Origin of the sequence: Lagierella sp. (assembly GCF_029983815.1) — a bacterium.
GTDB lineage: Bacteria > Bacillota > Clostridia > Tissierellales > Peptoniphilaceae > Mediannikoviicoccus.
This window is the reverse complement of record NZ_JASBYU010000002.1, coordinates 63,199-79,841: the sequence shown is the minus strand read 5'-3', so window position 1 is coordinate 79,841 and position 16,643 is coordinate 63,199. Positions and strand designations below refer to the sequence as shown.

Annotated in this window: 11 protein-coding genes; 2 read left to right on the top strand and 9 right to left on the bottom strand. The window is 34.1% G+C overall.

Annotated elements, in window-relative coordinates:
• Window positions 1–185 precede the first annotated feature (185 nt).
• Window positions 186–5,912, top strand: coding sequence for a leucine-rich repeat protein (locus Q1K37_RS01590; protein WP_300408711.1), 5,727 nt, complete (start codon window positions 186–188; stop codon window positions 5,910–5,912).
• 80 nt (window positions 5,913–5,992) lie between these two features.
• Here the strand turns inward: Q1K37_RS01590 and Q1K37_RS01585 are convergent, their stop codons facing one another.
• From Q1K37_RS01585 to Q1K37_RS01550, 8 genes are all read right to left on the bottom strand, one after another.
• Window positions 5,993–7,057, bottom strand: coding sequence for a hypothetical protein (locus tag Q1K37_RS01585; RefSeq protein ID WP_300408709.1), 1,065 nt, complete (start codon window positions 7,055–7,057; stop codon window positions 5,993–5,995).
• A gap of 210 nt (window positions 7,058–7,267) precedes the next feature.
• A complete protein-coding gene (locus tag Q1K37_RS01580) occupies window positions 7,268–8,296 on the bottom strand; it encodes a double-cubane-cluster-containing anaerobic reductase (RefSeq protein ID WP_300408926.1) in 1,029 nt (342 codons plus the stop codon).
• Window positions 8,290–8,427 carry a hypothetical protein gene (locus Q1K37_RS01575; RefSeq protein WP_300408707.1) on the bottom strand — a complete coding sequence of 46 codons (138 nt, stop codon included), beginning with the start codon at window positions 8,425–8,427 and terminating at the stop codon, window positions 8,290–8,292. Before Q1K37_RS01575 ends, Q1K37_RS01580 begins: the two co-directional genes overlap by 7 nt.
• A gap of 201 nt (window positions 8,428–8,628) precedes the next feature.
• The gene (locus Q1K37_RS01570; RefSeq protein ID WP_300408705.1) at window positions 8,629–9,645 is read right to left on the bottom strand and encodes an FxLYD domain-containing protein; all 1,017 of its coding nucleotides are present in this window, start codon (window positions 9,643–9,645) and stop codon (window positions 8,629–8,631) included.
• 129 nt (window positions 9,646–9,774) lie between these two features.
• A complete protein-coding gene (locus Q1K37_RS01565; protein ID WP_300408702.1) occupies window positions 9,775–10,614 on the bottom strand; it encodes a metal ABC transporter permease in 840 nt (279 codons plus the stop codon).
• Window positions 10,607–11,275, bottom strand: a complete 669-nt coding sequence (locus tag Q1K37_RS01560; RefSeq protein WP_300408700.1) for a metal ABC transporter ATP-binding protein — start codon at window positions 11,273–11,275, stop codon at window positions 10,607–10,609. The genes Q1K37_RS01565 and Q1K37_RS01560 overlap by 8 nt, the downstream gene beginning before the upstream one ends.
• A 4-nt stretch (window positions 11,276–11,279) precedes the next feature.
• Window positions 11,280–12,572 (bottom strand): metal ABC transporter substrate-binding protein, encoded by a 1,293-nt coding sequence (locus Q1K37_RS01555; RefSeq protein ID WP_300408698.1) that lies wholly within the window; start codon window positions 12,570–12,572, stop codon window positions 11,280–11,282.
• A gap of 208 nt (window positions 12,573–12,780) precedes the next feature.
• Complete coding sequence (locus tag Q1K37_RS01550; protein WP_300408696.1) at window positions 12,781–13,482, bottom strand: ZinT/AdcA family metal-binding protein; 702 nt, start codon at window positions 13,480–13,482, stop codon at window positions 12,781–12,783.
• A gap of 707 nt (window positions 13,483–14,189) precedes the next feature.
• On the opposite strand from Q1K37_RS01550, the gene Q1K37_RS01545 reads away from it, so the two are divergent.
• Window positions 14,190–15,599: a radical SAM protein gene (locus Q1K37_RS01545; protein ID WP_300408694.1), complete on the top strand. Its 1,410-nt coding sequence runs from the start codon at window positions 14,190–14,192 to the stop codon at window positions 15,597–15,599.
• 78 nt (window positions 15,600–15,677) lie between these two features.
• Here Q1K37_RS01545 and msrB read toward each other — a convergent pair whose 3' ends face one another.
• A complete protein-coding gene (gene msrB / locus Q1K37_RS01540; protein ID WP_300408924.1) occupies window positions 15,678–16,628 on the bottom strand; it encodes a peptide-methionine (R)-S-oxide reductase MsrB in 951 nt (316 codons plus the stop codon).
• Window positions 16,629–16,643 lie beyond the last annotated feature (15 nt).

The following is a 16,643-nucleotide window of genomic DNA, read 5'->3' as shown; positions in this document are numbered from 1 at the left end:
TCTAATTCATTTAAAATTAATATATACACAAAGGAAATTCTTTAAATGTTTTATTGTTCATTTTGTATACTTATTGGATTTATTTAACCCGTGGTGATACACTTAACTCAATGTATTGTTATATTTTTGTCTTGGTTTGTAAGGACATTAAGCTTAACAATAAAAAATAAAAATGGAGGATTTATATGAAACAATTAAGAAGACGATTAATATCATTATTACTCGTTTTATCAATTATCCTATCTCCTATTTCAGCTCTAGGAGCCGAAACTGTTGTAAATCAAAATATTACAACAGATGCTACTCAATTTGAGTTTGATGCATCAAAGGGAGAAATAACAGGATATAACGGGAATGAAACAGACTTGGTAATTCCATCTAAAATAAATGGAAAACAAGTACTAGGATTAGGCGTTGGTGCACTACGCGGAAAAGAGCTAACAAGCATAGTATTACCTGAAGGTATGACATATTTAAGCTATGCTTCTCTTACTAATAATAATTTCACAGAGATTTCAATGCCTTCTACAATGCGTAAAATCGAATCCTACGCTTTTGCAATTTGCAAGAATTTAAAAGATGTTCACTTAAATGAAGGACTTAAACAAATTGAAAGTTTTGCTTTCAATAATACTCCTGCTCTTGCAGGTGAATTAACTATTCCATCTACCGTTGAGTGGATCGGTCCTAAAGCTTTTGCAAAATCCAATTTAATCACTTTAAACATAAAGGGAGATTCCAACTCATCCCCTATAGTATTAAAAAATGCATTATCTGATCATTTAAATTACATTAATTTAGAAAGCGAAAGAAAAAATATAAAAGTTGATTATACAGCATTTTGTAATAGAGAGAAAAAAGAAAAAGTTATAATAATTAGTCCTAAAACTAAAATACCAATAGATGCTAGTACGTATGAAGATGTTAATACTTGGATTGATAACAATTTAAATATTAACTTCATAATGTCTTATGTGAAAATTGATGACAATACTGGTCATTCAGATTTGATCGAACCAATTGAGGTTTCATGGAATAGTAAGGATTCTTTTGTAAAAGATGGAGAATTTGAAGTAACTGGTACTATGAAAACTATCACTTCAGAAGATTTCCCGCCAAAAGAAGGTTATATTACAGCTAATCCAGACAATTGTCTTGGTACCAATACTATTTCACTGACCTTTATCGCTAAGTCACCTACGGAAGTTGATAAAGTATTTGAAATTGACTCTGATACAGGTTTAATTACTAAGTATAATGGCCACGACTCAGACTTAACCATCCCAAGTGAAATAGATGGAGTTAAGGTTGTAGGGATTGGTAAAGCTGCATTTAGCAATAAAAATTTGACTTCTGTTACCCTTCCGGAAGGTCTTGAATATACAGAATTTGGAGCTTTTAGTAACAATAATCTGTCTAAGGTCGATCTTCCTTCAACTATGAAGAAGTTGGGCTCTTATACTTTTTCAGCAAATAAAAGCTTAAGAGAAGTGAAGTTTAACGAAGGTTTAGAAGAGATTGGCGACCACGCTTTCTTTACCAATTCTATTCTTTCAGGGGAATTGGTTATTCCTTCTACTGTAAACTGGGTTGGACCATCCGCCTTTAGATATACTAATGTAAATAAATTAAAGGTACTTGGAGGAAAGGACTCTCCAAAACTTACATTAAAAAATAATTTGGGACAACAAATCCAAACAATTGAACTGGAAGATATCAATAAAGAACTCTATGTGGACTATACCGCATTTTGTAATAATGAAAAAACCAATTTAATAACTACAACAAATCCTACAGTAGTAAAAGTTGAAAGCCCTGCGGAATTGGAAAATTGGATTAAAGATAATGTGAACATTCAGTTTATGTCCTCATATCAACGATATAGAAGCCTTGATGGGAAAGAATTAAACGAAGATAAGACTGGAAAGTTTGATGAGTACGCAGATATTAAAACCCTTTGGGAACCTATAGCACCTTTCGCAGATCAAAACAATGTGATTGTAAAAGGCGAAATGGATCAGATAACAGATGAAACGTTCCCTCCAAAGGAAGGCTTTATTATGAATAAGGCTTCTAATTTTGGTGGAACCAACACCTTAGAACTTGCCTTTGTAATAGAAAAAACAAGTTCCAATAATTATCTAGCTTCTGATTTTACTTTTGACGGAACTACTATAACTGGCTTTTCAGAAAGTGGTCTTAAAAAGCTTGAAAATTTAAAAGATGTAAATTTACCCGCTAAAAACCAACAAGACGAAACTATTACTTCCATTGGAGATGACTCTTTTACAGGTAAGGGAATAGAATCTATTGAAATTCCTGAATCCGTAACTTCCATTGGAAAGCTAGCTTTTAATAAAAACAACCTAACTGAATTGAAACTTCCGAGCTCAATAAAAGAAGTAGGCATTTCAGCTTTTGGTGTAAATCAAATCAAGGAACTAACTATCCCAGGCTCATTAGAAGTTATTCCATCTGGTATGCTGTCAACAAATCATATTGAAAAACTTACTATTGAAGATGGAGTTAAGATAATAGAACAAAGTGCTTTTATAGCTCATAAATTAACAGAACTTGAGATTCCTGGTTCCGTAGAAAAAATTGGCAGAATGGCCTTTAAAGATGGTACAAGAGCTCAATCTGGAACACTAAAGAGTTTAACTCTAAATGAAGGTCTTTTGACAATTGATAGGGACGCCTTTGGAAACCAACTTCTTCAAGAGGTGGATATTCCTAAGTCCTTAACTTCTATAAATAACAGTTCCTTTAAAGGTAATCTCGGCTACGAATCTTCTGGTGTTGTAAGATTAAATACAAATAATGAAAGTCATTTAGATTTTAATAATGATAAATCTCTAGTAAATCAAGAGTTTGTATACTCTAAAGAAGAAGTAGACAATTCTACCTATGTAGTTAGCGACTTTATTTTCGACGGTGCAAAAATAACTGGTTTTTCCGAAAGTGGATTGACGAAATTAGAGACTCTAAAGGATGTTAATCTTCCAGCTAAAAATGATAATGGTGAAGAAATTACAATAATTGGTAATAGCGCCTTTAGAAACAAAGGAATAGAATCTATTGAAATTCCTGAAAGTGTAACTTCTATTGAAAGCTTTGCCTTAAATAGCAATAATTTGAGTTCAATAGATTTAAGTGAAAATTTAACAGATATTGGAATATCTGCTTTTGGTGTTAACCAAATAACTGAAGTTACTATACCTTCAAATATTAAGGAAATATCTAATGGTTTATTCACAATGAATCCTATAAAGAAACTTACTATCGAAGATGGAGTTACTTCCATTGGACAAAGTGCCTTTGTTGGAAATGAATTAACCGAATTGGAGATTCCTTCATCTGTAGAGTCTATTGGTAGAATGGCTTTTAAATCTGGTAATAGATATCCTAAAACTGGAACTTTAACTAAGTTGACTCTTAATGAAGGTTTGAAAAATATAGATTCACTAGCCTTTCAAAACAATAAATTGGAGGAAGTTAACATCCCTTCAACTTTAGAAAACATTGAAAAGGACAGCTTTAAAGGAAATGTTGGTTTTAATGAAAGCGGAATAGTTAGATTAAATACCGAAAATGAAAAACACCTAGAATTTAACAACGATAAATCTTTACTAAATCAGGAGTTTGTATTTTCAGGTGAACCAGCTGTTGAAGAATACACTAGTGACGACTTTACCTATGATAAAAATATTATTACTGGATTTAGTGAAAGTGGTAAAAAGAAATTTGAAAATAATAAGAATTTAGTCTTACCTGATACAAATCCTGACGGAACAATAATTACAGAAATCGGTCCAAGCGCTTTTGAGCTTGAAATCGAAAAAGTAGAATTAGTTGAAGGTTGTCTTCCAGGTCTAGCTTCTCCTTATGGTTTAGTTAGTGTTAAACTTCCTGTAAAGCTTGAAAAGATATCTCAAAATGCTTTTAGATATAACAACATTAATAGTATTGAGTTCCCTGAAACCTTAAAGTCTATTGATGTACTTGCATTTAACGGAAATCAACTAACTTCGCTAGTGCTACCGGATTCTATAACCCATTTAGGAGTAGGCGCTTTTTCCTTAAATAAAATTGTAGAACTAAAATTGTCTAAAGGACTTACCGAACTTAATAATGGTATCTTTAGTTACAATGACATAGAAAGCCTAACTATTCACGAAGGAGTAACTAGGGTAAAACAATCTGCCTTCCGTGGTAACCAACTAAAGGAATTAAATTTACCTAGGACATTGGAAACCATAGACGAAAGAGCTTTTCAAGCAAATTTACTCGATAAGATCGTAATACCTGAAAATGTTAAAGATATAGGAAAATATGCTTTTAAGCAAAAAGAAAAACACAGATATATTACAGAAGTAATTCTTCCTGAAGGACTTGAATCTATTGGAAAAGAAGCTTTTTGTAATAATAATCTAATAGAAGTTAACCTACCAAAGTCATTGTTAAATTTATCAGATGATGCTTTCAAAAATAGCTTAGACTTAAATGACCCTAACGGAAAACTAAAAGTCGTTAAGCTATATACACAAAACCTAGAACATTTAAAATTTAACAATGAAAAATCTTTGAAAAATCAAGAAGTAATATTTAATGGAAGTATCGAAATTAATCCTATCCATGAAATTAAAGATAGTGATATACTGAAAGAAAAAATTGAACGTGGAGAAAAGCTTAATATAACTGATAATATAAAAAATCTTCCTGATGGAGCAACAATAAAAGATATAACAGATCCTAAAATTGATACAAATAAACCTGGTGAATATGTGGGAACTGTGGAAATTACATTTAAAGATGGAAGTAAAAAAATAATAGAAATCCCTGTTATAATAACAGAAAAATCCACAGAACCTGTAGATCCAGCCGAACCTACAGATGCTACCGAGCCTACAGACTCTACTGAACCTACTGACAATACTGATCCTACTGACAATACTGATCCTACAGACAATACTGACAAATACGTTCCAGGTGTCCCTTCACCAACAGAAGATAATAATGAGAAAAAAATTATTGAGGAAATTAAAGGACACGATCGTTACGAAACTGCAGTAAGGATATCACAAAAAATTTACGGATCATCACAAGAAGTAGTTTTAGCTTCAGGAGAAATCTTTGCAGATGCTTTAACTTCAACGAGTTTTGCTATTTCACTAGATGCACCATTGTTACTTACAAGTTCAAAAAATCTAAACACAGTAACAAGAGATGAAATTAAAAGATTGAAATCCACAAAAGTATATCTAATAGGCGGAAAGGATACAATCAATAAATCCGTAGAAAATGAATTAGTAGATTTAGGACTTAAAGTAGAGCGAATTGCTGGTAATAATAGATATGACACCTCTGTATTAATAGCTAAAAAAGTTCAAGCTTTGAATCCAAATGTACAGGATATAGTAATTGCAGATGGCAGAAACTATCCTGATGCTCTTGCAATTGGAGGTTTTGCAGGTAAAAACAAAATGAGTATACTTCTTTCTAATGGAACAAATCTTTCCAGAAATGCTGAAGATTTAATTAGTAACGCTTCAAAAATATTAATTATTGGAGGAAAGGACTCTATAAGCACCAGTTTGGAATCAAAATTAAAAAATTCCAATAAAGATGTTGAACGTATATTTGGAGACGACCGCTATGAAACAGCAGTATCATTGGCGAAGAATAAAAATCTAGACACTGAAAACATAATAATTGCTAGTGGTGAAAACTTTGCTGATTCATTGGCCGGATCTGTATTGTCCGCAAAATATAATGCGCCAATAATTTTAACTCCAAAAGACACCTTACCAAAAAGTGTTTCTGATTTAATTGATGAAAGTAATAACAATAAAATAACTATTCTTGGCGGAAAGGATACTATTTCACTTAAAGTTAGAAGCAAGCTGAAATAAACGAAATACATTTTAGTAAATGTTCCTAAAACCAAGAGACAAGTAAAAACGAGTGCAATTAAGCACTCGTTTTTCTCACTTTAAAATTGTTGTGCATCCTGTAATTTTGGTGCATTTTCATAGATATACACTTCCACATCCCCTATTTTGCCTTCTGTTGGGAGTATAACCGTGAAAGTTTGTTGAACTTTTGGATATACTGGCTCAATAATATTTTGTTTAGCTCCTGTCACTGGCTTTCCGTCCTTTTTACCTATAGCAAATATCTCTATTCCTTCGGCATTTCTTTCTGATTTGTTGATATAATTACCAGACACTGATACACCATCATCCATTTTCATCTTACTGATATTTTCAACTTGAAAGTCGTCAAATCCAAGATATTCTTCAACGTATTCCTCTTCCATTCCACCTTTTATTTCAAATTCCACTTTATCTGGCTTTTTGCCCTTTAAAATTTTAATACTTCCTGCAAAAGGCCTTGTATCTCCAGGTCTTATAAAAGGTAATTTATATTGAAAATTTGATATGACTTCGCCTTTATTGTCTAGTAAGGTAGCCTTTACTACCGGTCCAAAGACAGTTGTTTTAGAATCCTTGTTCTTAATAAACCCAGCAAAAGTTACTTGTTTTTTACCTATATCGAAGCCTGTTTCTCCAACCTCTATTTTGTCTTTTGCTATATCGTAAGCCTTTCCTACACTCTCTGCAAATTCTTTGGATTTTTTTTCATCGAAAGCATAAAAATTATTTTTTGCTACTTCCTGTTCCTCTTCTGTGAAATAATCCTCCATGAACTTATCATTGTCACCTAGCTTTATTATATGATCATAGCCAAGACTAGTTAATATTTTAAAATATTCATCCATTTTGTTTTCTAACACTAGTCTTTTTAATCCTAAATTTTTCTCTTCATCATCTAGTGCTTGAATTTCTTCTGGGCTCATAGAGAGCAGGTCTTTTCCTTCTTTAAAAACCTTCTCCTCTTCTGTCGCTTCTGTATTTTCTGTTACTTGTTCTTCTGAACTTTCCGTCGTTTTATTTGTAGTATCTTCTGTAGTTTTTTCTCCCCCATCATTGGAACATGCAGCTAAAACCATAATAAGTGCCAAAGAAAGGGACAAAATCTTAATAAGTTTTTTCATAATGTCCTCCAAATTTTTATAGGAATTGTCAATCTATACCTAATTGATAGGTATTACCATATAAATACCCAGATTTTATGATTTCCATTGTTAAAAATAAAACTTAACATGGATTTAACTATTCCCAATTTGACTGGTTTTAACATATATAAAGTTTCAAAAAAAACAAAAAATTGAGTACCCTTTACAGTACTCAATTCAATTACAAATCTATTTGTCTATCATTTCCAAAAAGGCTTCAATTCTAGTTTCTATTGGTCCTCTATCCATCTCAGAATAGTCCACTTCCAGCTTAATATATGGAATGTTGGATTCTCTAACTTCCCTTTCTATTTTTGTAGCTTCCACGTTGAAGGTATGGCAAGCCTGTAAAATCACTTCCACTACTCCATCAACCTTATATTCTTTAATAAGTCTTTGAATATTCGAAACCCTTTCTGTATTATCCGTCATTACAGAACAACCAATTTTTAAATATCTCTCAGCTATTGCACGTAAAATATCCTCTGCATTTTCATCTACCAAGTCTTCACTAGTTCTAGTACCAGCACAGGTATCGTAGACAACTATTACACCCTCATTATCTTCAATGGTCTTACACACCTTGTCCATTACTCCACCCATAGGACAACCTGTAAGCATTATCCTCTTTGCATCTTTTTTAATTTCGGTACCATTTTCTCTATAATTTTCTTCAATTGAAGTACATAACTCCTCTATAGCCCTAATCCTATCATCTATGGTTAGTTTAAATGCCTCACCTTCTGTAGCAGCTATCATATCTAGTCCATGCATTGGAGGAGGATCCATCTTTTGTAAATTAAACATCTTCTGTTTAGCTATACGTAGTCTATTGGTCTTTCTAACCGCATCTCGAATCTTTTCTTCGGTAATTTCTATATCGAATTTCTTCTCTAGATATTCTATTAGAAGTTTAAGCTCTTCCTTCCATATATCTACAGCATAATGTCTTTTATTACCTTGGGGAAGATGCATTATATAAACGTCTTTTCCCAAGTCCCTTAGTAATTCGTACATCTTCTTTTTCCCATCACAAGTGGTTTCTCCGATGATTAGGTCAGAAAAATATGTATAAGGGCATTTTTGTGAAACTGCAAAGCCATAGGATGACTTAATCAGTGGACAAAGGTTCTTAGGTAAAGTATTCTCCGCTTCTGGTATAGTCTCTTGACTTGTTCCGCAAAGTCCAACTGCTACAAGCCCTGCCGCATTTAAAATTTCCGCTGGAGTGTATGCACAAAAACTCCAACTATTCCCTCGCCTGACTCCTTCAGCTCCTTAACCTTAATAAAACCTTCCTGCCTTGCTTGGGAAAGTTCTTCAAACTTTTCTGGTAATGACAAGGTCATATTATCAACTCCTTTTATTTTAAGAAAAACTTATGACTCACTCTTCATTAATTATTTAAACATTTAAAGTTTTATAATCCTACTTCACAAGTTTATTTTATATTTCCTGGTACACCTTGTCAATTACTTCAATAAACCTTTCTTATAAACCACATAAAAACTCCAAATAGAAAATCACCTACTTGGAGTTTTTAATATTTACTAAATTTTCATATCTTCAATTTTGGGACTAGCTTCATATATATATACTTCTATATCTTCCAGAGGAAAGTTGTGAGATACCGAGGTTTGGAAGGTGAGTTCACCCTTTGGAGGCATTTTCGCCAAACCCGTTTTGCTACCGCCCGCAATCTTTCCGTCTTTTCTTATTAGTACAATAACTTCTAGAAAATCCGAAGTTTTTTCCGTTTTATTTACAACAGTTCCAACTATATCTGACATCTCTATTTTTTGAGCTTGCTTCAAATCCTTTATTTCAAAATCCTCTTGTTCTAGATATTCTTCAGTAAAGGCCTTTGCAGTAGTGCCCTTTGAAACTTTGAATTCTACAGATTTCACTTCTATACTTTTATCCTCCGGATTATTCACAGTTCCAACAAAAGGTCTTGTCTCTCCCTGCTTAAGATACGTAATAGTATCCATGCTTGAAGCAACTACATTATTATCCTTGTCCAATAAGTTTATATCTATTTGAAGTGCATAAATAGCTTTTTCTTGACTTTTATTCTCTACAAATCCACCATATCCTGTGTAATACTTTTCAATATTATATCCAGTTTCCGTAAATTCCACATATTCCTCAGCCACATCATATTCTTGACCTACAAAGTCGGCATTTCTTTGATTTGCCATTTCTGAAACCTTACTTTGAGTTTCCAAATAAGCGTCTTTTTCTTCACGACTTAGCTTTTCAAAAAGTTTCTGTGACTCTCCCACTACAATCCTTTGATAATCCATAGTTTCCATACTTTGAGTTGTATTAAAGTACTCTTCTGCCTTTCCATCCACTAATAACTGGACCAACTTTTGAGCCGCTTCTTCATCACTCAGTCCCGATAGATCTATCTTCTTTTCTTCTTTATTGTCCTTGTTTTCACTGGCAATGGTTGATTTTTCATCAGTTGGTTTATTATTTGTCCCACTATCACCTTTTGCACAAGATGTCATAATCAGCACCAGGACCAGAAAAACACCTAATATCCTTATTTTCCTTCCCATAATTCTCCCCCTATTTTTCAAAGTGTATGAGTTTCCTTTGTCCAATCTAATTGATATAGATTACCATATAGATACCCAAAAAAAGAGAATTACGATCTTAATAGGTCCAAGTTGTTAAAGAGTTTATAATTAACTGCTTAACTGCCTCTTTAATATTTGCTTTGAATTTCTCCTTAACTTGTTTTTTACTTTAGTGATTACAAAGGTTATAATAAGCCCTAGTCCAGCAAGTACAACGATCGATCCGCCTGGTTTTACATCAAAATAATAGGAGAGTACCACTCCACTTAAAGTGTAAAACATCCCAAATAGTAGAGTAAAAATATAGGTTTGTTTGTAACTTCTACTTATCAAAAGGGCGTTAGCAACTGGAAGGACGATGAGAGAAGTTACCATAAGGGCTCCAATCACCTTTGCCGATAAGGCCACCGTTAGGGAGGCTAAAAAGGTAAAAATCCCATTGATAAGTTTTGTATTCACTCCTGCAAGCCTTGCCAAATTGGGATTTATACAGATATTTAAAAGGCCTCCATAAAACACCAAGGATAGAGATGCTACTAGTAAAAATGTAATGGATATTAAAATTAAATCCATCTTTGACACAGAGACGATACTTCCAAATAGATAGGCTTCAAAACTATTTCCTCCCGGTGCAAAATCTGAAAGCATTGCCGCTATTCCAAGGCCTAGGGCAGTTATTATTCCCGTTGCCATGTCACCATAGTGGGGAAATTTCTTTCGTATCCCCTCTATCCCAAAGGCTCCTACCACACATGCTACTACACCGCCGATCAAGGGATTGATATTTAGTATAAGCCCTGCAGCTACTCCAGAAAGAGAGACATGGGAGAGGGCATCTCCGATCATAGAAGTCTTACGGTTCACCAAGACAATTCCAATTAGCGGAATCATTATGGAGATCATTAATGAAACCGCCAAGGCCCTTTGCATAAATCTAAATTCAAGCATTTACTATTTCTCCTTTCAAAAGGCGATAGTTGCTATATTCTTTAATTTTGTCCCTGATCCATTCCAGTTCATGGGTTACAAGGATTACCGTTACTTTAAAATCCCTATTTAACTTTTTGAGAAGTTCTGCCAAATAGTTTTTTGAATCCTCGTCTACTCCAGCCGTAGGCTCATCAAATATCAGTATTTCCGGTTCATTCATCATGGCCCTGGCTATCATAACCCTTTGGCGAAGTCCTCCAGAAAGTTCTGTTACAGGACAATTTATATAATCCTTAAGTCCAAGTTCCACAAGTTTTTTCTCCGCCTTTTTATAGAGGTCTCTAGTGGGAAGTTTTATTGGTCCAAAGTCATCATAGGCCTGTAATACAACCAGTTCCTTTGAAGTCAAAGGAAAGGTTATAAAATTTTCTCCTTGGGTTTGAGGCACATAGCCTATTTTATTCAATGTTTTTTTATCAATAGGAGAGTCGAAGATTTTCACAGTTCCCTTTGTAGGTTCATTCTCTCCAATCATAATCTTTATTAAAGTGGATTTGCCGCTCCCATTTTCACCAGTAATTACCGCCACCTTTCCTGCATCCACAGAAAAGTTTAAATTATTTAATACTGGATGACTTCCATAGCTAAAGTCTAAATTTTTTATGTCTATCGCTTTCATATTATCACCTCATTGAACGATATAGAGTTTCTAAATTATATTTTAAATAATCAATATAATCACTTCCGACTTTTCCCATATCCCTATTAACATATTCCATGGAAATAAGTCCCTTTATATCAGCCCCTATCTCTTCTGCAATAATGTCTGCACCATTTTTAGGCATTCCATACTCATAGAAAATCGTATTTATACCCTTGTCTTTAGAGTCCTCTATGACCTTTCTTATCTTTTTTATACTCGGCGCCTCCATGCTGGTTAGATTTTGTAGAGGATATTGTATCAATTTAAAGTCCTTTGCTAAATAGGCAAAGGCATAGTGACTTACTATAAATTCCTTCCTGTCCACCTTTGAAAACAAATCCCTGTATTTATAGTCAAGAGCTGTCAATTCCTGTAGAACCTTAGAAGAGTTGTCTCTGTACTCCTTTTCAAATTCAGGAAATTTCCTACTTCCTACATATTCCATATCCTTTACAAACCTTTTAGCATTTCTAACACTCATCCATGTATGAGGATCGTAGGTTACTTTGTCTTCGGAAGTCGTAGAAACATCCCTTAAAGTCCTTAGGTTTAGAGGTTCTTCTTTAGAATCCATAAATTTATAGGAAAGGGCTTCAGATGAAATTCTATCGGTATAGATCAGCCATTTACCACTTTTAGGAACTTTGAAGAAAATCTCTCCCTGCTCATGCCCCATTTCAAGCTTGTAGACCTTGGAGCTTTCTACTTCAATCAACTCCCTTTGAGGGACCTCCTGCCCCTCTTGTTCCATGATTTTTCTTCCAATATCTATGGTTTTATTTTCATCAAGCTTTTCTTCGACCAGAACGAATGCAATCCTTAAATGTTTTTCATGGGTATGACCAAATTCCATCCTATAGACCTCGTCAGTGAGTTTTCCTTCCCCTAGGTATTGAAAATCTCCCAAAGCCGCCGCTCCTTTATAGGTGATTAGGTTTATACCAGATGCCAAATTCAAAATTTCCAAGTTTGGAAATAGTTCCGGTATCTTATCGGTCCACCTTTCTAGATTTGCACCATTTATTATTAGTAAGTCCGCCTCTTCCAACTCCCTCATCTTCTTTGGTGAGGGCTCCCACAGATGGGGGTCTTGACTTATAGGCATAAAAATTCTCAAGTCCACAGTGTCTTTAAAAACATCTTTTGCAAGACTGTAAACAGGGTAAAAGGATGTATAAACTATAGGCTTTTCCTTTGCCTTAGTCTGTTTTTCACATCCCGTAAAAGTAAGGAGGTAGATTAGAATCAAAATGATAGATAAAACTTTTTTCATAAAATCTCCTTTCTTTCTTATAAGCAGATAGCAAGCACTTAAAGATCTTAAATGTCCTATGCTCGTATGTTTATAGATTTATTATCCTAAAACATAATATAGTGTTATTAAAAAGTTTTTGGTGAATTTAAATGGATATAGACATAAGATTTTAAGTGCTTGATTGCTTAAAAAAAGCCCCTGAATCATCAAGGGCCTTTTAACAAAATTATTCAGCAACTTCCTCATAAACTTGGTCGATTGTAACCGTAGGACTTACAAAAGTAGGATACCAGTCCTCTTTCTTTAGCATAGTTTCTGTGTCAAAACCAGTTCTCAAATGAAAATGAGGCATATGTTCTTCGCCATGTAATGGCATCAATAATAGATTAGGGTATTTTCCTTCGGATTTAAACTCATACCAATAAAAAGTCTTTCCGCCATGTTCCATAGGATGTTTCCCTACATAAGTATAATTTGTCTTATCAATCTCTTTGCCCTGAGGTTTATCATAAAAAGTTACAGTTTCATCTTCAACTTTAATAGCTCCAAAATCTACCTTCATCTTGGAAATAAAATCTTCCTTTGCCTTTTCTGGACTTATATTGTCCCTTTTAGCAACTTCCTTATAGGCCTCTTGAATTTTTTCGTCCTCCGCAAATGTAGTTATGCTAGTCCACTCTCCATTCCAGTCAGATAGGGACAATTCTTTACCTTCACTTTCTTGACCATGATCATGGTCGTGATCGTGGTCATGGTCATGGTCGTGATCATGATCATGGTCGTGGTCATGGTCATGCACCTGACCATTTGCCGTTGGGTTCTTTTCTGGAGCATCCGTTTGATCGTTAACTCCGCCTTTCTTACAACCTGTCAATGCCACAACGCCAACTAGGGCTAGGGCCAACAATAAATTAGTTTTCTTTTTCATCATTTCCTCCTTAAAGTCACCCTGCCATCTCTTAGTTGAAGATAACTTATAGGGGGTAAGTTAGATCGACGTATATGAATTTTAGTATGTATTAAAATCCATTTTTAAAAAATGGCAAGGTGTTAATTAAAATGATAACCTCTTTGATATTGATTATCATTTCTGTTTACAGTATAGCAAACCTTTTAAAACATTGCAAACTTTTTTTGAAATATTTTTATATTCTTTTTATCAATATTGAAATCAAGGGGTTTTAAACGTTTTATTACTCTAAGATTATTTATTTAAATCAAATGGGTTTTTATTTTATTTTAATATATACTCCTCTACTATTAATTTTTTTCTTCTTATACTAAAGTTAAAGCATCTAATTAAACAATCCTTTTCATTGGCTAAAAATGAGCATTTGTCTAGTTGTAAAACTTGAATGACTTCTTCTAGTTGGGTATACTTAATGTAGATGGGAAATTTCCATGAATCGAATTATTATCTTATCATCTTTAAGGACAATAATATATATTATCAACCCCATTTAAAAGGTTGTGTGTTATTTAATTTTGTTTAACTAAGACATTCACCTATAATAGGTATTCGATTGTAGCATTTAAAAGGACTTAGTTCTTTAATGGATGCTAAAAGTTAAAACTGAATGTCTTTTGATTTTAATGGTTGTAAAATTTTTAAATCGTTATTGGAGGAGGCCTAATATGGAAAATAAACTTAAAGATAAGGCAACTAAAGCCGCATTTTCTGTGGCTGTAGACCTTGCATTTAAACGTATTAAAAAAGACCCTGCTGAGGGTATGAAGGATGTTATCGATGTCATCGACCAGTATTTAATGCCTAATTCTTCAAAGGAGAATAGTGCAAAACATGCAATTACTAGAATTAGAGAAGAATTTTCAAATCCCGATTCAAAATGGGTATCCTTTGGTGAGGATATAGTAAAGGAAGTTGACGAGAACATTATAAAGCGATTTGTGATGACTTTTGGCTACAATGCAGTGTACAAGGGCAATGCACTAAGAAATGAACTACAAAAGAAATACGACTGTAATATCCCTTGGGCAATACTATTTGACCCAACTTCTGCCTGCAATCTAAAGTGTAAAGGGTGTTGGGCGGCTGAATACGGTCATAAAAACAATCTTACTTATGATGAAATGGCTAGCATCGTTAGACAGGGAAACGAACTTGGAACCTATTTCTTTATCATGACTGGAGGGGAACCTCTCGTTAGAAAAGACGACATAATCAAATTGGCAAATGAGTTTAATGAATCTGCCTTTCATATTTTTACAAATGGTACATTGATAGACGACAAATTCTGTGAAGAAGTTGCTAAAACTGGAAACATCTCCTTTGCATTAAGCATTGAAGGTACTGAGGAATCGACCGACTTTAGAAGAGGTGACGGCGTATATAAAAAAGTTATCCAAGCAATGGAGCTAATGAAAAAGCACAAGCTTCTATATGGAGTTTCAATTTGTTACACTTCACAAAATTATAAACAGGTAACTTCAAATGAGTTTATGTATAACCTAATCGACCATGGGTGTAAGCTTGCGTGGTATTTCCACTACATGCCAGTAGGAAATGATGCAGACCCTAGTCTTTTACCAAATCCTGAACAAAGAAAATATGTGTTTGAAAAAGTTAGAGAGATAAGATCTGGCTCTTCGCCAATGAATATCTTTACCATAGACTTTCAAAATGACGGAGAGTTTATCGACGGATGTATTGCAGGCGGAAGAAACTACTTTCACATTAACTCCCTTGGAGACATGGAACCATGTGTATTCATTCATTTTTCCGATTCCAATATAAGGGAAAAGACAATTTTAGAGGGGTTACAAAGTCCACTATTCATGGGCTTTCACAATAATCAACCCTTTAATGACAATATGCTCAAACCTTGTCCAATGTTAGAAAACCCTGGAAGGCTTACGAAGTTAGTAGAAGATTCCAAGGCAAATTCAACGGATTTGATTTCTCCAGAGTCTGCAGAGCATCTTGAGGAAAAATGTATTCCTTATGCTAAGGACTGGAACAAGACCGCCGATAGACTTTGGGAAGAGAGAACTGAAGAAAAAAGAAAAAAGGCTAATATTAGATAATAGTTAAGTGGATGAGTATTTCCAGCCACTATATATAATAATCCAGCAGCCAAGATTTGACTGCTGGATATTCTTATACTATTTTACTTTGTCTATATAGTCCCCATAGCCTTCTTCTTCCATTTTTTCTAGGGGAATAAACTTTAAAGAAGCTCCATTTATACAGTATCTTGCGCCGCCTTTGTCCGCCGGTCCGTCATAGAATACATGGCCTAAGTGGGAATCTCCCCCTTTACTTTTAACTTCAACACGCCTCATGTTAAAGGAATTGTCTGCACTATAATTAATATTTGAATCTATAGGCTTTGTAAATGAAGGCCAACCACATCCAGCATCATACTTATCTGATGATGAAAACAGAGGCTCTCCTGTTACAACGTCAACGTATATTCCCTTTTCATAAAAATCGTCATATTCAGAAGTAAAGGCCCTTTCAGTTCCTCTTTCCTGGGTAACTTTATATTGGATGTCGGATAACTTTTCCTTTAAAGTGCTATTATCAGGCTTTTTGTAATTAGACTCCTTCTTCTCTAAGGGTTCATCTGCCAGGGCCAGATTAAGATGACAATATCCTCCAGGATTTTTCTCAAGATAGTCCTGATGGTACTCTTCTCCTGGTATAAAGTTATTTAAAGGTTCTACTTCTACGGCAATCTTCTCAGAGTAGTCCTCCTGTTTTTGTTTGATAATCTCATCTATGATAAGTTTATTATTTCTATCCTGATAGTAAATTCCAGTTCTATACTGTCTTCCCCTGTCATTACCCTGTTTATTTATAGAAGTTGGATCTATGATTCTAAAATAATGTTCTAAAAGGTCCTGTAGTGAAACCCTATCTTCATCGTATATGATTTTAACGGTTTCACTATGATCCGTATCTTTAATCTGTCTATAGGATGTTTCTTCAGTCTTTCCATTGGCATAGCCTACGGTTGTATCAAGTACACCAGGGATTTTTTTGAAGTATCCTTCCACACCCCAGAAGCATCCTCCAGCAAAGTATATCTCATTTTTATTTTCAATATTCATAAAGTCATTCTCTCC